Raw genomic sequence first — 17,411 nt, 5'->3', positions numbered from 1 at the left:
GCCTGCTCGGCCTGGCCCGCGTGCTGGCGAAGGAAGGCGCAAAGCACAACGTGCGCTCGCACGTCGTGTGTCCGGGCTTCGTGCGCACGCCGCTGGTCGACAAGCAGATTCCGGAGCAGGCGAAGGAACTCGGGATCAGCGAAGAGGAAGTGGTGAAGAAGGTGATGCTCGGCAATACGGTCGACGGCGTGTTCACGACCGTCCAGGACGTCGCGCAGACGGTGCTGTTCCTGTCGGCCTTCCCGAGCGCCGCGCTCACGGGCCAGTCGGTCGTCGTCAGCCACGGCTGGTTCATGCAGTGATGCGGGTGCGGGCGGGGTCGCTGCCCGCCGGTGAATGGCATAAAAAACGCGCTCCACGGAGCGCGTCTTTCATTTTGGCAGGGCGGGGCCGATGACGGCTGCCGCCTGCTCAAGCCGTGTTACTTCAGGACGGCTGCGACCGCATTGGCGACCACGTCGAGGTTGCGCGTGTTCAGTGCGGCGACGCAGATCCGGCCCGTGCCGACTGCGTAGATGCCGAACTCGTCGCGCAGGCGATCGACTTGCGCCGAGGTCAGGCCCGAATACGAGAACATCCCGCGCTGCTCGTTGATGAAGCTGAAGTCGCGATCGACACCGCTTGCCTTCAGGCGCTCGACGAGACCATTGCGCATTGCGCGGATGCGATCGCGCATTTCACCGAGTTCCTGCACCCACGAAGCGTGCAGTTCCGGCGAAGCGAGCACCGCTGCGACCACGGCGCCGCCATGGGTCGGCGGGTTCGAGTAGTTTGTGCGGATCACGCGCTTCAGTTGCGACAGCACGCGCGTCGCTTCTTCCTTGCTCGACGTGATGATCGACAGTGCGCCGACGCGCTCGCCGTACAGCGAGAACGACTTCGAGAACGACGACGACACGAACGCGTTCAGGTCAGCCGCGGCAAACAGGCGCACGGCAGCGGCATCGGCCTCGATGTTCTCGCCGAACCCCTGGTAGGCCATGTCGAGGAACGGCACGAGGTTGCGTGCCTTCACGACGTCGACGACCTGTTGCCATTGCGCTTCGGTCAGGTCCACGCCGGTCGGGTTGTGGCAGCACGCGTGCAGCACGACGACCGTACCTGCCGCGTAGCTGTTCAGTTCCGACAGCATGCCTTCGAAGTTCACGCCATTGGTGGCAGCGTCGTAATACGGGTACGCAACGACTTCGAAGCCGGCTGCTTCGAACAGCGCGCGGTGGTTTTCCCAGCTCGGATCGCTGATCGCGACCTTCACGTTCGGGTTCACGGTGCGCAGGAAATCGGCGCCGATCTTCAGCGCGCCCGTGCCGCCCAGTGCCTGGGCCGTGACCACGCGACCTGCTGCGATCAGCGGCGAGTCGTTGCCGAGCAGCAGCTTCTGCACGGCCGCATCGTAGGCGGCGATGCCGTCGATCGGCAGGTAGCCGCGCGGCAGGCCGGCTTCGACACGCACCTTCTCTGCTTCACGAACCGCGCGCAGCAGCGGAATCTTGCCTTCTTCGTTCGTGTACACACCGACGCCGAGGTTGACCTTGGTCGGACGCGTATCGGCGTTGAAGGCTTCGTTCAGGCCCAGGATCGGGTCGCGGGGAGCAAGCTGGACAGCGGAGAAGAGCGACATGATGATTCGGCAGTAGTGAAAAGAGGGTCAGGCTTTCAACGGGCGGGGCGGGCGCGGTGGATGAACCGCGCGCTGGCAGGCACGACGCCGGAAAGCGCAGCAGCCTGACATTGTAGCGAATTCACGCAGGCGGGGGCGGCGTTTCGGCGGCGAAATTCGGCCGGGGATCGCGATTTTGGGCGGCCGTCGCGCGTCAGGAGCCGGCAGCAGTTCGCGAGGCCGCGAAGCGCTAGAATGCTTTCTTTGCCCTCGCTCCGGCCGCATTCCATGTCCGAACATAAAGCCGAAACCGGCGACGCGCTCGACGAATCGAAATTCGTGACCTTCGAAGGGTCGCCGTTCCAGCTGTATCAACCGTATCCGCCCGCAGGCGACCAGCCGACCGCGATCCAGACGCTCGTCGAAGGGGTCGAGGACGGCCTCTCGTTCCAGACGCTGCTCGGCGTGACGGGCTCGGGCAAGACCTTCACGATGGCGAACACGATCGCGCGGCTCGGCCGCCCGGCGATCGTGTTCGCGCCGAACAAGACGCTCGCCGCGCAGCTCTACTCGGAATTTCGCGAGTTCTTCCCGCGCAACGCGGTCGAGTACTTCGTCTCGTACTACGACTATTACCAGCCTGAAGCGTACGTGCCGCAGCGCGACCTGTTCATCGAGAAGGACTCGTCGATCAACGAGCACATCGAGCAGATGCGGCTGTCGGCGACGAAGAGCCTGATGGAGCGCCGCGACGTCGTGATTGTCGCGACGGTGTCGGCGATCTACGGTATCGGCAATCCGTCCGAATATCACCAGATGATCCTGACGCTGCGCGCCGGCGACAAGCTCGGCCAGCGAGACGTGATCGCGCGGCTGATCGCGATGCAGTACACGCGCAACGAGCAGGATTTCCAGCGCGGCACGTTCCGCGTGCGCGGCGACACGATCGACATCTTCCCGGCCGAACACGCGGAGCTGGCCGTGCGCGTCGAACTGTTCGACGACGAGGTGGAGACGCTGCAGCTGTTCGACCCGCTGACGGGGCGCGTGCGGCAGAAGATCCCGCGCTTCACCGTGTATCCGTCGTCGCACTACGTGACGCCGCGCGACACCGTGATGCGCGCGGTCGAGACGATCAAGGACGAATTGCGCGAGCGCCTCGAGTACTTTCACAACGACGGCAAGCTCGTCGAGGCGCAGCGCCTCGAGCAGCGCACGCGCTTCGATCTCGAGATGCTGCAGGAGCTCGGCTTCTGCAAGGGCATCGAGAACTACTCGCGACATTTCTCGGGCGCGGCGCCCGGCGATCCGCCGCCGACCCTCGTCGACTACCTGCCGCCCGATGCGCTGATGCTGCTCGACGAGTCGCACGTGCTGATCGGCCAGCTGAACGGCATGTACAACGGCGACCGCGCACGCAAGGAAAACCTCGTCAACTACGGGTTCCGGCTGCCGTCGGCGCTGGACAACCGGCCGCTGAAGTTCCCCGAGTTCGAACGCAAGATGCGCCAGGTCGTGTTCGTGTCGGCCACGCCGGCCGACTACGAGAAGAGCGTGACCGGGCAGATCGCCGAACAGGTCGTGCGGCCGACGGGCCTGGTCGATCCGGAAATCGAAGTGCGGCCGGCGAGCTCGCAGGTCGACGACGTGCTGGCCGAGATCAACGCGCGCGTCAAGGCCGAGGAGCGCGTGCTGATCACCGTGCTGACGAAGCGCATGGCCGAGCAGCTCACCGAGTTTCTGGCCGATCACGGGGTCAAGGTGCGTTACCTGCACAGCGACATCGATACGGTCGAGCGCGTCGAGATCATCCGCGACCTGCGGCTCGGCACGTTCGACGTGCTGGTCGGGATCAACCTGCTGCGGGAAGGGCTCGACATTCCCGAGGTGTCGCTCGTCGCGATCCTCGACGCGGACAAGGAGGGCTTCCTGCGCGCGGAGCGCTCGCTGATCCAGACGATCGGCCGCGCGGCGCGGAACGTGAACGGCAAGGCGATCCTCTACGCGGACAACATGACCGAGTCGATGAAGCGCGCGATCGGCGAGACCGAGCGGCGCCGTGCGAAGCAGATCGCGCACAACGAAAAGATGGGCATCACGCCGCGCGGGGTCGTGAAGCGCATCAAGGACATCATCGACGGCGTCTACAACGCGGACGAGGCACGCGCGGAGCTGAAGGAGGCGCAGCAGCGCGCGAAATTCGAGGACATGTCGGAAAAGCAGCTCGCCAAGGAAATCAAGCGCCTCGAAAAGCAGATGGCCGACTACGCGAAGAATCTCGAGTTCGAGAAGGCCGCCGCGACCCGCGACCAACTTGCGCTGCTGCGCGAGCGTGTGTTCGGCGCGAACGTCGGCGATCACGTCAACGGCGGCCGGTAAATCTTTCCAAGCGTCACCGAAACCCTGCGTAACGAACCTGTAAGCCTTGTCGGATCAGGGGTTTACACGGCTCGTCGTTTGTTCCGAAACAGGTTCGGTGCTAAACTTCGTGATTATTGAGAATTGTTCGCATTAACGTTCTTTGTCGCGTTAGTGTTTTCAGTGGGCCGGCTGGCGGTCGGTTCGCATGGTTCCAGATCAAATAACAAGGAGTGTCCATGTTGGGTTCTTCGTTCATCCGCACGACGGTTGCGGTAGCGGCGGCGCTTGCCGCGATGTCGGCCTCGGCTGCCGAATATCCGATCGGCAAGCAGCAGATCCAGGGCGGCATGGAAATCGGCGCGGTGTACCTGCAGCCGATCACGATGGACCCGGAAGGGATGATGCGCAAGGCGTCGGATTCCGACATCCACCTCGAGGCCGACATCCATGCGGTCAAGAACAACCCGACGGGTTTCGCGGAAGGCGACTGGATGCCGTACCTGCAGGTCACGTACAAGCTGACGAAGCAGGGCGACACGAAGTGGAAGGCTGAAGGCGACCTGATGGGCATGGTCGCGAGCGACGGTCCGCACTACGGCGACAACGTGAAGCTGAACGGCCCGGGCAAGTACCACCTGACGATGGTCGTCAAGCCGCCGATGCAGACGGGCCACATGGCGTTCGGCCGTCACATCGACAAGGAAACGGGCGTGGGCGCATGGTTCAAGCCCATTACCCTCGAGTACGACTTCCCGTTCGCCGGTATCGGCAAGAAGGGCGGTTACTGATCGGTGGCATCACGAACGGCGCGCTTCGGCGCGCCGTCGGCGTAGAGAACCCAGAATGAAAATTCCCCAGAAAATCGTTGCCGCAGCCGCTGCGTTGTGGCTTGCCGGCGCAGCGTACGCTGCCGATCTGCCGACGTTCAAGCTCGAGATGACGGACGGCAAGCTGAATCCCGCCCGCATCGAAGTGCCGGCCGGCCAGCGTTTCAAGATCGAGATCAAGAACACCGGCAAGGGCGCCGCCGAATTCGAGAGCGTGCAACTGCGCAAGGAGAAGGTGCTCGCGCCGGGCGCCGATTCATTCGTGGTCGTCGCACCGTTGTCACCGGGTGAATACAAGTTTTTCGACGATTTCCACCAGCAGGCGCAGGGCGTGATCGTCGCGAAGTAATGCGTTTTATCTGCGCGCGGGCGCACCTGCCTGGTGTACCGCGCGTCAGGAGGTATCGATGGGTCAGATCTTGTTCATCGTCTGGCGGGAGAGCGTCGAAGCGCTGCTCGTCGTCGGCATTCTCTATGCATGGCTGAAAAACGGCGACGACGACGCGCGCCGCGGCCTGCCTTTTCTCTGGGCCGGCGTCGGTGTCGGCTTGCTGATGGCCGTCGGCCTCGGTGCCGCACTGGTCGGTTTCACCGAAGTGCTGTCCGGCGACGCGCAGGACTACTTCCAGACTGCCATGGTGCTGATCGCATGCGTGCTGATCGTGCAGATGGTGCTGTGGATGCGCCGGCACGGCCGCACGCTGAAGCGCGACATGGAGCAATCGCTGCAGCAGAGCACGCGCGATTCGAACTGGTGGGGTGTCGCGGTGCTGGTCGCGCTCGCGATCGCGCGCGAAGGCAGCGAGACGGTGATCTTCCTGTACGGTCTCGGTTTCGGCCAGTCGGGTCACGTCGACGGCAGCCAGATGCTCGCGGTCGTGATCGGCCTCGGCCTCGCGTTCCTCACGTTCTATCTGCTGCAACTCGGCGGCAAGTATTTCTCGTGGCGGCATTTCTTTCGCGTCACGGAAGTGATGCTGCTGTTCCTCGGCGCCGGCCTGTTCCAGACGGGCGTCGACAAGCTGATCGACAAGGAAATCCTGCCGCTCGGCATTTCGCAGGTGTGGGACACGTCCGCGATCCTCGATGATTCGGGCACGTTCGGCTCGCTCGTCGCCACGCTGACCGGCTATCGTGCCCACCCGGCGCTGACCAACCTGGTCGCGTATGCGGTGTACTGGGCGGTGGTCTGGCTGCTGATGAAGCGCGCGAGCCGTCGTCCGGCAGTCACGGCAGGTCGCGCGGCATGAGCGTTGTCGCCGCAGCCAAGCAGGGCTGGCTCGCGCAGGCCGGCCAATGGATGCAGCGCCACGGTGCGCTGATCCGCGGCATCCAGTGGGCCGTCGTCGCCGTCTATGCGTTCCTGATCATCGTGCCGGCGGTGTTGCCGCTGCCGGACGACTCCGCACACCTGTGGAACAACCTCACGCTGATCGCGCAATTCACGTTCTGGGGCATCTGGTGGCCGTTCGTACTGCTGTCGATGGTGATGCTCGGCCGTGTCTGGTGCGGCGTGCTGTGTCCGGAAGGGGCGCTCACCGAATTCGCGAGCAAGTTCGGCCGTGGTGGCCCGATTCCGCGCTGGATGCGGTGGGGCGGCTGGCCGTTCGTCGCGTTCGGGCTCACGACGATCTACGGGCAGATGGTGAGCGTGTACCAGTACCCGCTCGCGGTGCTGTTCGTGCTCGGCGGCTCGACCGTCGGCGCGATCGTGATCGGCGTGCTGTACGGCCGCGAAAAGCGCGTGTGGTGCAAGTACCTGTGCCCGGTCAACGGCGTGTTCGGGCTGCTCGCGCGGCTCGCGCCGATGCGCTACAAGGTCGACGAGGATGCATGGCGCCGGTCGTACAAGAACGGCGAGCATGGGCATCGCGTGATTCCGATCAACTGCGCGCCGCTCGTGCCGTTGCGCAACATGAAGGGCGCGGCGGACTGCCACATGTGCGGCCGCTGCAGCGGGCACCGGGATGCGATCTCGCTGTCGTTGCGCTCGCCGTCCGACGAGGTCGTGAACCTCGGCGCGCAGCAGGCGAACCCGTGGGACACCGCGCTGATCCTGTACGGCCTGCTCGGCGTCGCGATCGGTGCGTTCCACTGGACCGTCAGCCCGTGGTTCGTGCAGATCAAGCAATGGCTTGCGGGCTGGCTGATCGACCATGACATCACGTGGCCGCTCGACACCAATGCGCCGTGGTTCCTGCTCACGCACTATCCGGATCGTAACGACGTGTTCTCGTGGCTCGACGGCGGGCTGGTCATCAGCTACATCGTCGGCACGGGGCTCGTGTACGGCACGGCACTGCTGGTGCTGCTGGCCGGCGCGACGCTGATGCTCGGCCGCTTCGATCGCGTGCGGCTGCATCATCTTGCACAGGCGTTGATTCCGATTGCAGGAGCGGGGGTGTTCCTTGGCCTGTCGGCCACGACACTGTCGCTGCTGCGTGCCGAGCATGTGCCGCTCGGCTGGGCGACCGATGTGCGCATCGCGATCCTGGTCGGCGCCAACGCATGGAGTGCGTGGCTCGCGTGGAAAGTGACGGGGCGTTATGCGGGCTGGCCGCGCCGGCTTGCGGCGTTCGCGTGGTTCGCCGTCGCGCTTGCCGTCATCGACAGCGCCTGGTGGTTGATGTTCTGGGGTTTCTGAAGCGGATCGCGTGCCGCTTCGGCGGTCACGCAGCGACGCGGTAACGAACCTGGGCGGCATGCTTCACGCATCGGGCGCCCAAACAAAAAAGCGACACGTCGAAGGACGTGTCGCTTTTTTTCTTCCTTGTGCGAGAACCAAAAAAAGTGGCTTGGCTTGCTGCAACGGCTGCTTGAGTGTGTTTGCACGAAGGGGTCTAGATCTCGCGTGCAAGCCGTTACGCTGGCTACTGCCCAACACCTCTCAGGGAGGTGGTCCCCACAATACTCTGTCTTACTTCGTCAGGATCAGTTTGCCGAGCCGTGTGGCGCGCAACTGATAGGTCTCTCCGTTATGCGCGATGCTGACGTGGCTTTGGCCTTGCAGCAGCGCATCGCTGCTGACGACCCGCGTGCCTGCTTCGCGGTTGCCGGCGGGTTTCGCCGGCGTGGTGACCGCTGCCGTCTTCTGACGGCTGCTGCCTGCGGTGCCGGTCGTGCGGCGCAAGGTCAGCGTGGTCGGGGTCGGGCGCATGGTGTCGGTCATTCGGTTGATCGGTGACTGTCGATACGATGGAATGAATTCTAAATGATAACTATTCCCATTTACAAAAACTCTTTATCGATCGAAACGACGAGCCTGATAGCTTGAGTCAAAGGGGCGGCCCGTAGGCCGCGATCGGGTTCAGTGCAGCGGATCGGGGTCCTTGCGGCCCTGCGCGTATTCGCGGATCAGGCGGACCGTGTCGATATCCGACGTGCGGTACGCTTCCTTGACGATCCCGTGCGTCTGACGCGCGTCTTCGCTGTCGTCCGTGACGACCAGCGTCGTGCGGTATTCGAAACGCAGGAACAGCTCGTGGTCGTCGCGCTCCTCGATCGTCATCGTCAGCGAGCCGCCGATCTCGCCATCGGCGGCGAGGATGTCGTAGCGAACCTGCTGGTTCGGCGTGAACGTGACGTGGTCGCGCACGGTCGCGTGACCGTAGTGCAGCTCGCGTTCGAGCGTCGTGTCCGTCCGTTCGTGGACGACACAGCTGTCGAGGCCGAGCACGAACAGTTGCGGCTGTTCGGCGCGCAACACGAGACCTTCCCAGAGCTGGTCGCGGGTGAGGGTCGGCACGGCCGGATCGTCGGAATTGATCTGGATCAGATGTTCGAAGTTCAAGGGGACGAGTTCCTTCTGGTGGCGGGCGGCCACGTGGTTCAAGAAGTCATTGTGACGCAAAACGGGCGGTTTCGCGGCACCTGCGCGCCCGTCCGTGCGTCATGCTTCGATGCGCCCCATGCGACCGGTCTGGTAGTCGACGACCGCCTGCCGGATCTCTTCCTCGGTGTTCATCACGAACGGGCCGTAGCGGACGATCGGCTCGTTGAGCGGCACGCCGCCGATCAGCAGCAGGTCGAGCGGCGTGTCGCCGGCGGCGAACGTGACGGTGTCGCCGTCATCGCAGTACACGACCATGTGTCGTGCGTCGACCGCCTGCCTGGCGGGCCCGTAGAGGCCCGTTCCGTCGATCGGATAGGCGAACACACGATAGCCTGCCGGGACGGTCTGCGTGACCGTTGCGCCCGGTTGCAGCGTGAAATGCTGGTAGAGGATCGGTGTGCGTGTCTCGATCGCGGCGCGGACGCCGAACGCTTCGCCGGCGATCACGCGCACCCGTGCGCGGCCGTCAGGTGAGGTCGCGGTCGGGATGCGGTCGGCGGGGATCTCCTGGTAGCGCGGTGCGATCAGCTTGTCGCGGCGCGGCAGGTTGACCCACAGCTGGAAACCGTGCGAGCGACCGCCCGTTTGCGCGAATTCCGGGTCCGGCATCTCGCTGTGCACGACGCCGGCGCCCGCCGTCATCCATTGCACGTCGCCCGGGCCGAGAGTGCCGGCATGGCCGGACGAGTCGCGATGGCGGAAGCGCCCGTCGAGCGCGTAGGTCACGGTCTCGAAGCCGCGATGCGGATGGTCGGGGGCGCCCTTGGCTTCGCCGGGCGCGTAGTCGACGGGGCCCATTTCGTCGAGCAGCAGGAACGGATCGAAATCCATCAGCAGCCGGGTCGGGAACGGGCGGTGAACCACGAAGCCGCCGCCTTCGGTCGTGCGAAGCGCGGGGTAGGTGCGGTCAAGCGAGCGAGCGGTCGTCATGCGGAAGCCCTCGAAATCAACGGAATAGCGTTATTTTTGAAACATAGCGCTATTATATTGGGCGTTTTACCGTTCAATTCGCGAAGGTTCGCAATGGATTGTTCTGAAATTGGAACGATGACATGAATATCGATGCACATAACCTGAACGACCTCATGTACTTTTCGCAGGTCGTCGAACATGGCGGTTTCTCGGCCGCGGAGCGCGTGCTGGGCATCTCGAAATCGCGCCTGTCGCGGCGCCTGACCGAACTCGAGGCGGCGCTCGGCGTGCGCCTGCTGCAGCGCTCCACACGCAAGCTCGCGCTGACCGAGGCGGGGGAACTGTTCTACCAGCATTGCCAGGCGATGCTGGCCGAAGCGCAGGCGGCGATGAACGCGGTGCAGCAGTTGCGCTCATCGCCGCGCGGCTCGGTGCGCGTCAGCGTGCCCGTGACGCTGTCGCAGACGATGCTGTCGCGCATCCTGCCCGAATTCCTGCGTCGCTATCCCGAGGTGAAGGTGCACGTCCGCGTGACGAATCGGGTGATCGACCTGTTCGAGGATTCGATCGACGTCGCGCTGCGCGTGCGCTCGGAGCCGCCTCAGAACGCGAACATCGTCGTGCGGCCGCTGTGGCGCACCGAGCAGATGCTGGTCGGCGCGCCGAGCCTGCTGAGCCAGAATGCGCCGCCGCTGGTACCGGACGACCTGAGCGGCTTCGAGACACTCGATACGCCGAGCGTCGACGGGCGGCACGTGTTCAACCTGATCGCGCCGGACGGAACGCGTCACGTGCACGAGCACGACCCGCGGCTTGTGACGGCCGACCTGATGACGATCCGTGAAGCCGTGCTCGATGGCCTCGGCATCGCGGCGTTGCCGGAGATGATGTACGGCAACGCGCTGCGCGCGGGGCAACTGTCGCCGGTGATGCCGGGCTGGACGTTGCCCGTACCGCAACTGTACGCGGTGTTCGTGTCGCGGCAGGGGATGCCGCCCGCGGTGCGTGCGTTCGTCGACTATCTGGTCGAGAAGCTCGATCATGGCGCCTACAAGGATCCGGGGTGCCCGGAACGCGCAAAGAAGGAAGCGGCGGCCGATGTTTCGGCGACCTGAACACGACGTGCACGGCGACGCAAATTTGTTTTGTCATTGAAGCGTCGCCTGCAATCGCAAGTTTCAATCGCCGGAACCTTGAATGCGCGTGCATGCGGGCCTATATTGAAATCCCATTTCGTGAAGGAAGTTCTGAGCGAAATCAGGTGGCCGCATATATTGTGAGCCAGATAGGGCAGAACGCGCAGTCCGTGCAGACCACGGCAGAGTCGCATTTGCGTTGCTCGAGGCGCAACCGATACCGCCAAAGAGCCCGCCGCCCGAAGGCGCCCGCGTGCGCATGAAAAAAGGCCTTCATCTGGCGATGAAGGCCTTTTACTTTGTGCGCGGCCGGCTAGGTGCGGCCGGCTAGGCGCCGGCGATGCGTTACCGCAAGACGTGCGCGCGTTACTTCGCTTTCGCGCCCGGCTCCGTCACGAAGCCGAGCTTCGTCAGGCCGCCTGCCTGCGCATCCGACATCACTTCCGCGACGTGTTCGTACGCGACCTTGCGATCCGCGCGAAGGTGCAACTCCGGCTGCGGCGTGCGCTTTGCCGCTTCCGCGATGCGTTCCTGCAATTGTGCGCGCGTGACCGTGTGGTCGTCCCACAGGATCGTGCCGTCACCCTGGATCGCGACGTCGACCGTCTGCGGCTTTTCGTCGACGGGCTGGCTGCTGGCGTGCGGCAGGTCGATCTTCACCGCATGCTGCATCGCCGGGATCGTCACGAGGAAAATGATCAGGAGTACGAGCATGACGTCGACGAGCGGCGTCATGTTGATCTCGCTCATCACTGCATCGTCGTCATCGTCGCTGAAACCGGTGTTCATTGCCATGGTTCACCCCGCCTCAGCTGGCGCGCGTCGCGAGACGCAGGCCGTCGCGCGTCGACGACGAGGCCAGGCTCGCGCCCGTCACGAAGTACGCATGCAGACCGTGCGCGAAGCGACGCAGCTTGCTGACGACACCCTTGTTCGCGCGGGTGAGTGCGTTGTAGCCGAGCACGGCCGGGATCGCGACGAACAGGCCGAAGGCGGTCATGATCAGCGATTCGCCGACCGGGCCCGCGACCTGGTCGATCGACGTCTGGCCGGATGCGCCGATCGCGAGCAGGGCGTGATAAATCCCCCAGACCGTGCCGAACAGGCCGACGAACGGCGCCGTGCTGCCGATCGACGCGAGGATCGCGAGACCGCTCTGCATGCGCGAGATGCCTTCGTCCATCGTGTCCTTCAGGCAGCGCGTGACCCAGTCCGACACGTCCATGCGATCGTGCAGGTGCGGTTGCGTCTGGTGGTGGTGATCGGCGGCTTCCTTGCCCGACAGCGCGAGCGCGAGGAACGGGTTGTCGTTCGGCGTCGATGCGGCGAGGCCGAGCTTCTTGACGCCGTCGTCGAAATTGTCCGAATGCCAGAATGCCTGTTCGGCGTTCTTCGTCAGGCGGTTCAGTCGGATCACGTTCCAGCCCTTGATGACGATCACGATCCACGACAGGACCGACATCACGAGCAGCGTGATCGCGATGGCGCGCGTGACGAAATCACCTTGCGCCCAGACGTGCGCGATACCGTAGCTTTGCATTTTCTTGTTTCCTTTGAATCTACCGAATATGACGGGTTAGTCGTCAAGCGTGAAGTTGAAGGGCAGCGTATGGGCGGCGCGGATCGCCTGGCCGTTCTCGATATACGGCGGGCAGGTGCTGGCGCGCGTCGCGTCGAGCGCGGCTTCGTCGAGACGCGGGTAGCCGCTGCTCTTCTGCAGCTGGACGCTTTCGATCTTGCCCGTCACGCCGATGATGAAGTGAACATAGGCCGTGCCCGTTTCGCCGCGACGGCGCGACATCGACGGATAGGTCGGCTTGACGAAATTGCAGCTGAGCGCCGACACGTTCTTCGGCGCGCTGACCTGCATCGTCTCGCGCGCCGGGCCGGGTGCTGCAGCCGGTGCAGCAGGCGCCGGCGCGGCCGGAGCCGGTGTCGGGTCGGCCACTGCCGGCGCGGGCGTCGGCGATGGTGCCTGCGAGACGGGTTGAGGCGTCGGGACCGCCTTCTGCACCGGCTTCGGCTCGACCTTCGGCTTCACGCGCGGCGTGGGCTTGGGCGGCGTAGGCTGCTGCGCGGCCGACTGGACCGCGACCGGCTGGGCAGGAGGGGCAGGCGGAATGAGCTGCGCGGTGATCGACTGAACCTCGATCTCCTTCGGCGGCGGCGGCGCGTTGCGATGGAGCCAGGCGGCCGTCAGCATGATCGCATGTGCGGCAAGCACACCGACCGCGACGACGATCACTCGGGGATTCATACGTGGTGCAGCCGGCACGGCGCCGGCAGGAGCGAGATGCGAAGCCTGCATGTTAGCTTGAAAGAACGATGTCGCACCCGGGGCGCGGCGGGTGAATCGGCATCACTTGCGGAAGATCAGCAGCGAGATGCAAACGGTGGTCACAAATCCGATCAGCAATTCCATGACAGGCTCCTTGGCAGGTAAGCCGCTGGCTCGCGCAGACGGTGGCTTGCTGACGGTCAAAACAAAAAATGCGGCCTGGGCCGCATGCGCACACTCGGCGCCGGTCAGGCGGCCTTGCGTTCGTAGAACGTGACCGGGATCGGGTGAGCGTGATGCTCGACACCGCACCGGCTCGCGCAGACGCCCTGTTCGGCCATGAGGTCGCGTACGGACTCCTCGCACTTGCCGCAGCACGTGGCCACGCCAAGCTCGAACTGGAGTTCATCGAAAGAGTTCACGCCCTCTGCGAGGGACGCGCGAATCTTGCGATCGGAAACAGACTTGCACACGCAGACGATCATGATGAGTTGCGATAGCTAACGGTAATGCGAATTATTATCATTAAATTCGTGGACGTTGACAAGCCTGGGGCAGGCTTTTTTTAAGGGCATCGGACCCTTGAAACGTCGGGAGGGTGGAGCGGCACGCGGAAGTGGGCGTGCCGGCCGGTATCAGGCGGTCGCGCAGGCGCGCGCGTTCGGCGAGGAAATGGTGACGGATTCGACCGGTGCGGCGAGGCCGAGCAGCGTCGAGGCGAGCACCTGCAACTGGCGGCCGTCGCTGGTCGAGCAGAAGCGGGGCGGTGCTGCGCGCGTGCCGGCCGGTGCGCGCAGGTTGCGCTCGTCGAGTACCCGCACGAGCTGGCGCGCGATCGCGTCGCTGGTGTCGACGAGCGTCAGGCGGTCGCCCACAAGGTCACGAATCGTTTCCGTGAAGAACGGGTAATGCGTGCAGCCGAGTACCAGCGTATCGGCGCCGTCGTCGAGCATCGGTTGCAGGTAGCTGTCGAGCAACGCGCGCAACGCGGGCGAATTCGTATCGCCGCGCTCGATGGCCTCGACGAGCCCGTGGCCGGGCTGGCAGATGAAGCGGCGGCCGGCGCCGTAGCGGTCGAGCAGCGCCTGGAAGCGCGGGCTGTTCAGCGTCGACTGCGTGGCGAGTACACCCGCGACGCCGCTCGCGGACACGGCGGCGGCGGGCTTGATGCCCGGCTCGACGCCGACGAGCGGCATCGACAGGTGTTCGCGGACCGTGGCGATCGCACGTGCGGTCGCCGTGTTGCACGCGATGACGAGCGCTTTCGCCCCTTCGCGGGCCAGCCACTCGCCGATTGCCAGCGTGCGTTCCGTAATGAACGCCTCGTCGCGCGGACCATACGGCGCATGGTGCGAATCGGCGACGTAGATGAACGATTCGTCGGGCAGCTGCGCGCGCACGGCGCGCAGCACCGACAGGCCGCCCAGCCCTGAATCGAAGATGCCGATGGGGGCGACGGTCGTGGCCGTCGCAGGAATAACGGAGGGTGTCGACATGAACGGGCCGGGGGCGGTAACGGGAAGCGTGGAGCGAGTTTACTCCGGCGACCCCATCATCGTTTGCTGGTAGTTCTGCAGGCCGACCTTGCCGATCAGGTCGATCTGCGTTTCCAGCCAGTCGATGTGCTCTTCGGTGTCGTCGAGGATCTTTTCGAAGATCTCGCGCGACACGTAGTCACGGACCGATTCGCAGTAGGCGATCGCTTCCTTGCAGGTGGACTGCGAGATCTGTTCGAGCTTCAGGTCGCACTTCAGGATCTCTTCGGTTTCCTCGCCGACGAGCAGCTTGTGCAGATCCTGCAGGTTCGGCAGGCCGTCGAGCATGAAGACGCGTTCGATCAGCCAGTCGGCGTGCTTCATTTCGCCGATCGACTCGTCGTACTCGTGCTTGCCGAGCTTCTCGAGGCCCCAGTGCTTGTACATGCGCGCATGCAGGAAGTACTGGTTGATCGCCGTGAGTTCATTCTTCAACTGGGCGTTCAGATATTCGATGACTTTCTTGTCGCCTTGCATGGCTTGTTCCTTGTTCAGTGGGGCTTCAGAAACCGAACGATAATCGCTCGAACGAGAAAAGCCAAGCCTCGAAGCCTTGCCGGGCCTGCCTTTTGCGTGTAATGAGAATCAGCCTCGAACAACCGGCCACACACAATAATGAGAATGAGAAGTAAAAAGGCCGGACTCGCGTCCGGCCTTTCGTTCGATCGCGCTTAAGCGGCTGCGACCGGGATCTTGCCGATCTTCGCTTGCCACTCCTTCGGACCGGTCTGGTGCACCGACGTGCCCGACGAATCGACGGCGACCGTCACCGGCATGTCCTGTACGTCGAACTCGTAGATCGCTTCCATGCCGAGGTCTTCGAACGCGAGCACCTTCGCACCGCGGATCGCCTTCGACACGAGGTAAGCTGCGCCGCCGACGGCCATCAGGTAGGCCGCCTTGTGCTTCTTGATCGCGTCGATCGCGACCGGGCCGCGCTCGGCCTTGCCGACCATCGAGATCAGCCCGGTTTGGGCGAGCATCGTCTCGGTGAACTTGTCCATGCGCGTGGCCGTCGTCGGGCCTGCCGGGCCGACCACTTCGTCGCGGACCGGATCGACCGGGCCGACGTAGTAGATCACGCGGTTCGTGAAGTCGACCGGCAGCTTCTCGCCCTTCGCGAGCATGTCGGCGATGCGCTTGTGCGCAGCGTCGCGGCCGGTGAGCATCTTGCCCGACAGCAGCAGCGTCTGGCCCGGCGTCCAGCTCGCGACTTCTTCCGGCGTCAGCGTGTTGAGGTCGACGCGCTTGCTGGTTTCCGTGTTCGGTTCCCAGTTGACCTTCGGCCATGCGTCGAGCGACGGCGCTTCAAGCTTGGCCGGGCCCGAGCCGTCGAGCACGAAGTGCGCATGGCGCGTCGCCGCGCAGTTCGGAATCAGCGCGACCGGCTTCGATGCCGCGTGCGTCGGTGCCGCCATGATCTTCACGTCGAGCACGGTTGCCAGGCCGCCGAGGCCCTGGGCGCCGATGCCGAGCGCGTTGACCTTCTCGTGCAGCTCGACGCGCAGTTCCTCGACCCAGTCCTTCGGGCCGCGCGCGATGATTTCCTGGATGTCGATCGGCTCCATCAGCGATTCCTTCGCCATCAGCATCGCCTTTTCGGCGGTGCCGCCGATGCCGATCCCCAGCATGCCGGGCGGGCACCAGCCCGCGCCCATCGTCGGGACCGTCTTCAGCACCCAGTCGACGATCGAGTCGGACGGGTTCAGCATCACGAACTTCGACTTGTTCTCCGAGCCGCCGCCCTTCGCCGCGACCTGCACGTCGACCTTGTCGCCCGGCACGATCTCGTAGTGGATCACGGCCGGCGTGTTGTCCTTCGTGTTCTTGCGGGCGCCTTCCGGCGGATTGACGATCGACGCGCGCAGCACGTTGTCCGGGTGCGTGTAACCGCGGCGCACGCCTTCGTTGATCATGTCGGTGAGGCCCATCGTCGCGCCGTCCCAGCGCACGTCCATGCCGACCTTCACGAAGATCGTGACGATGCCGGTGTCCTGGCAGATCGGGCGCTTGCCTTCCGCGCACATGCGGCTGTTCGTGAGGATCTGCGCGATCGCATCCTTCGCGGCCGGGCTCTCTTCCAGCTCGTACGCGCGGCCGAGGGCCTGGATGTAGTCGAGCGGATGGTAGTAGCTGATGTACTGCAGCGAATCCGCGATGCTCTGGATCAGGTCTTCCTGTTTGATGACGGTCATGGCTGAGACTCTGTGGGGACAGTGGGGAATGCGTTTATGCGTTGACGGCTGCGTCGGCCGGCTTGCGGGACTCGTTCGCCGCGGGCGCGTGCGCGCCGTGGGCGTGCGGCTCGTGGAAATGGGCCGGGTGCGTGTGCGTCGTCAGGCGGTCGACCCACGCCATCACGAGCGCCGACACCAGGAACGACACGTGGATGATCACCTGCCACATGATCGCGTGCATCGTGTGCTGGTCGGGGTTGATGAACGTCTTCAGCAGGTGGATCGACGAAATGCTGATCAGCGCCATCGACAGCTTGACCTTCAGCACGCCCGCGTTCACGTGGTCGAGCCACTCGGGCTCGTCGGGGTGACCCTCGATGCCGAGGCGCGACACGAACGTCTCGTAACCGCCGACGATCACCATGATCAGCAGGTTCGAGATCATCACCACGTCGATCAGGCCGAGCACCGCGAGCATCACGCTGATTTCGTCGAGGCTCGTCGCATGCGACAGCAGGTGCCAGACTTCCTTCAGGAACAGGAACACATAGACGGCCTGCGCAACGATCAGGCCGAGGTAAAGCGGAACCTGGAGCCAGCGGCTCATGAAAATCAGCGCGGGAAGCGGGCGAAGCGGGCGACGCGCGGGGCGGCCGGGCGAATGCGGGGCAGACATGGTGGACAGTCGGGCGCGGTGCGCAGGTATCGGGGGTAATCTTGAAAAGGCGCGCTATTGTAACGCGTCGGCCGGCG

19 protein-coding genes are annotated in these 17,411 nt (G+C 64.4%); 7 read left to right on the top strand and 12 right to left on the bottom strand.

Features of this window, described 5'->3' with window-relative positions; all coding sequences use genetic code 11:
• A partial coding sequence (locus CFB40_RS12295; RefSeq protein ID WP_141661953.1) for an SDR family oxidoreductase occupies positions 1-302 on the top strand: 302 nt, incomplete at its 5' end.
• A 119-nt stretch (positions 303-421) separates the two neighbouring features.
• On the opposite strand, the gene CFB40_RS12290 is transcribed toward CFB40_RS12295, so the two are convergent.
• Positions 422-1,621, bottom strand: a complete 1,200-nt coding sequence (locus CFB40_RS12290) for an amino acid aminotransferase (protein WP_089431328.1) — start codon at positions 1,619-1,621, stop codon at positions 422-424.
• 267 nt (positions 1,622-1,888) lie between these two features.
• Here CFB40_RS12290 and uvrB point away from each other — a divergent pair, with 267 nt between their 5' ends.
• The 5 genes from uvrB (at position 1,889) to CFB40_RS12260 (ending at position 7,432) form a co-directional block, all read left to right on the top strand.
• The gene (gene uvrB / locus CFB40_RS12280; RefSeq protein ID WP_089425833.1) at positions 1,889-3,979 is read left to right on the top strand and encodes an excinuclease ABC subunit UvrB; all 2,091 of its coding nucleotides are present in this window, start codon (positions 1,889-1,891) and stop codon (positions 3,977-3,979) included.
• A 218-nt stretch (positions 3,980-4,197) separates the two neighbouring features.
• A complete protein-coding gene (locus CFB40_RS12275) occupies positions 4,198-4,749 on the top strand; it encodes an iron transporter (protein WP_021163417.1) in 552 nt (183 codons plus the stop codon).
• A gap of 55 nt (positions 4,750-4,804) precedes the next feature.
• The gene (locus CFB40_RS12270) at positions 4,805-5,137 is read left to right on the top strand and encodes a cupredoxin domain-containing protein (protein ID WP_027786891.1); all 333 of its coding nucleotides are present in this window, start codon (positions 4,805-4,807) and stop codon (positions 5,135-5,137) included.
• Between the two features lie 58 nt (positions 5,138-5,195).
• Positions 5,196-6,038 (top strand): FTR1 family iron permease, encoded by an 843-nt coding sequence (locus CFB40_RS12265; RefSeq protein WP_089431326.1) that lies wholly within the window; start codon positions 5,196-5,198, stop codon positions 6,036-6,038.
• Entirely contained in the window at positions 6,035-7,432 is a 1,398-nt protein-coding gene (locus CFB40_RS12260; RefSeq protein ID WP_089431324.1) for a 4Fe-4S binding protein, read from the top strand. Before CFB40_RS12265 ends, CFB40_RS12260 begins: the two co-directional genes overlap by 4 nt.
• Positions 7,433-7,705: 273 nt before the next feature.
• Here the strand turns inward: CFB40_RS12260 and hemP are convergent, their stop codons facing one another.
• The 3 genes from hemP to CFB40_RS12245 form a co-directional block, all read right to left on the bottom strand.
• Positions 7,706-7,957, bottom strand: coding sequence for a hemin uptake protein HemP (gene hemP / locus CFB40_RS12255; protein ID WP_039370075.1), 252 nt, complete (start codon positions 7,955-7,957; stop codon positions 7,706-7,708).
• Between the two features lie 138 nt (positions 7,958-8,095).
• On the bottom strand, positions 8,096-8,578 hold the full coding sequence (locus CFB40_RS12250; protein WP_039370078.1) for an SRPBCC family protein: 483 nt from the start codon (positions 8,576-8,578) through the stop codon (positions 8,096-8,098).
• 99 nt (positions 8,579-8,677) lie between these two features.
• A complete protein-coding gene (locus CFB40_RS12245) occupies positions 8,678-9,550 on the bottom strand; it encodes a pirin family protein (RefSeq protein ID WP_089431322.1) in 873 nt (290 codons plus the stop codon).
• Positions 9,551-9,672: 122 nt separating this feature from the next.
• On the opposite strand from CFB40_RS12245, the gene CFB40_RS12240 reads away from it, so the two are divergent.
• Positions 9,673-10,647, top strand: a complete 975-nt coding sequence (locus tag CFB40_RS12240; protein WP_011352658.1) for a LysR family transcriptional regulator — start codon at positions 9,673-9,675, stop codon at positions 10,645-10,647.
• Positions 10,648-11,034: 387 nt separating this feature from the next.
• Here CFB40_RS12240 and CFB40_RS12235 read toward each other — a convergent pair whose 3' ends face one another.
• From CFB40_RS12235 to CFB40_RS12200, 8 genes are all read right to left on the bottom strand, one after another.
• On the bottom strand, positions 11,035-11,463 hold the full coding sequence (locus CFB40_RS12235; protein ID WP_039370086.1) for an ExbD/TolR family protein: 429 nt from the start codon (positions 11,461-11,463) through the stop codon (positions 11,035-11,037).
• A 13-nt stretch (positions 11,464-11,476) separates the two neighbouring features.
• Positions 11,477-12,208, bottom strand: coding sequence for a MotA/TolQ/ExbB proton channel family protein (locus CFB40_RS12230; RefSeq protein ID WP_085043642.1), 732 nt, complete (start codon positions 12,206-12,208; stop codon positions 11,477-11,479).
• A 36-nt stretch (positions 12,209-12,244) separates the two neighbouring features.
• The gene (locus CFB40_RS12225) at positions 12,245-12,976 is read right to left on the bottom strand and encodes an energy transducer TonB (protein WP_089425829.1); all 732 of its coding nucleotides are present in this window, start codon (positions 12,974-12,976) and stop codon (positions 12,245-12,247) included.
• Between the two features lie 218 nt (positions 12,977-13,194).
• On the bottom strand, positions 13,195-13,431 hold the full coding sequence (locus CFB40_RS12220; protein ID WP_039370093.1) for a (2Fe-2S)-binding protein: 237 nt from the start codon (positions 13,429-13,431) through the stop codon (positions 13,195-13,197).
• 150 nt (positions 13,432-13,581) lie between these two features.
• On the bottom strand, positions 13,582-14,442 hold the full coding sequence (gene murI / locus CFB40_RS12215; RefSeq protein ID WP_089425828.1) for a glutamate racemase: 861 nt from the start codon (positions 14,440-14,442) through the stop codon (positions 13,582-13,584).
• Between the two features lie 39 nt (positions 14,443-14,481).
• Positions 14,482-14,958 carry a bacterioferritin gene (gene bfr, locus CFB40_RS12210; RefSeq protein ID WP_011352652.1) on the bottom strand — a complete coding sequence of 159 codons (477 nt, stop codon included), beginning with the start codon at positions 14,956-14,958 and terminating at the stop codon, positions 14,482-14,484.
• 194 nt (positions 14,959-15,152) lie between these two features.
• Positions 15,153-16,676: a fumarate hydratase gene (locus tag CFB40_RS12205; protein ID WP_069248436.1), complete on the bottom strand. Its 1,524-nt coding sequence runs from the start codon at positions 16,674-16,676 to the stop codon at positions 15,153-15,155.
• Between the two features lie 34 nt (positions 16,677-16,710).
• The gene (locus CFB40_RS12200) at positions 16,711-17,334 is read right to left on the bottom strand and encodes a TIGR00645 family protein (protein ID WP_089425827.1); all 624 of its coding nucleotides are present in this window, start codon (positions 17,332-17,334) and stop codon (positions 16,711-16,713) included.
• Positions 17,335-17,411 lie beyond the last annotated feature (77 nt).

Origin of the sequence: Burkholderia sp. AU31652, from assembly GCF_002223155.1 — a bacterium.
Taxonomy (GTDB): Bacteria; Pseudomonadota; Gammaproteobacteria; order Burkholderiales; family Burkholderiaceae; genus Burkholderia.
This window is presented reverse-complemented; position numbering and strand designations above follow the sequence as displayed.

Coding starts and splice junctions, on each gene's coding strand:
- CFB40_RS12265 (WP_089431326.1), top strand. CDS start 5,196: ATGGGTCAGATCTTGTTCATCGTCTGGCGGGAGAGCGTCGAAGCGCTG.
- uvrB (WP_089425833.1), top strand. CDS start 1,889: ATGTCCGAACATAAAGCCGAAACCGGCGACGCGCTCGACGAATCGAAA.
- CFB40_RS12235 (WP_039370086.1), bottom strand. CDS start 11,463: ATGGCAATGAACACCGGTTTCAGCGACGATGACGACGATGCAGTGATG.
- murI (WP_089425828.1), bottom strand. CDS start 14,442: ATGTCGACACCCTCCGTTATTCCTGCGACGGCCACGACCGTCGCCCCC.
- CFB40_RS12240 (WP_011352658.1), top strand. CDS start 9,673: ATGAATATCGATGCACATAACCTGAACGACCTCATGTACTTTTCGCAG.
- CFB40_RS12225 (WP_089425829.1), bottom strand. CDS start 12,976: ATGCAGGCTTCGCATCTCGCTCCTGCCGGCGCCGTGCCGGCTGCACCA.
- CFB40_RS12200 (WP_089425827.1), bottom strand. CDS start 17,334: ATGTCTGCCCCGCATTCGCCCGGCCGCCCCGCGCGTCGCCCGCTTCGC.
- CFB40_RS12275 (WP_021163417.1), top strand. CDS start 4,198: ATGTTGGGTTCTTCGTTCATCCGCACGACGGTTGCGGTAGCGGCGGCG.
- CFB40_RS12270 (WP_027786891.1), top strand. CDS start 4,805: ATGAAAATTCCCCAGAAAATCGTTGCCGCAGCCGCTGCGTTGTGGCTT.
- CFB40_RS12230 (WP_085043642.1), bottom strand. CDS start 12,208: ATGCAAAGCTACGGTATCGCGCACGTCTGGGCGCAAGGTGATTTCGTC.
- CFB40_RS12260 (WP_089431324.1), top strand. CDS start 6,035: ATGAGCGTTGTCGCCGCAGCCAAGCAGGGCTGGCTCGCGCAGGCCGGC.
- CFB40_RS12290 (WP_089431328.1), bottom strand. CDS start 1,621: ATGTCGCTCTTCTCCGCTGTCCAGCTTGCTCCCCGCGACCCGATCCTG.
- bfr (WP_011352652.1), bottom strand. CDS start 14,958: ATGCAAGGCGACAAGAAAGTCATCGAATATCTGAACGCCCAGTTGAAG.
- hemP (WP_039370075.1), bottom strand. CDS start 7,957: ATGACCGACACCATGCGCCCGACCCCGACCACGCTGACCTTGCGCCGC.
- CFB40_RS12220 (WP_039370093.1), bottom strand. CDS start 13,431: ATGATCGTCTGCGTGTGCAAGTCTGTTTCCGATCGCAAGATTCGCGCG.
- CFB40_RS12245 (WP_089431322.1), bottom strand. CDS start 9,550: ATGACGACCGCTCGCTCGCTTGACCGCACCTACCCCGCGCTTCGCACG.
- CFB40_RS12205 (WP_069248436.1), bottom strand. CDS start 16,676: ATGACCGTCATCAAACAGGAAGACCTGATCCAGAGCATCGCGGATTCG.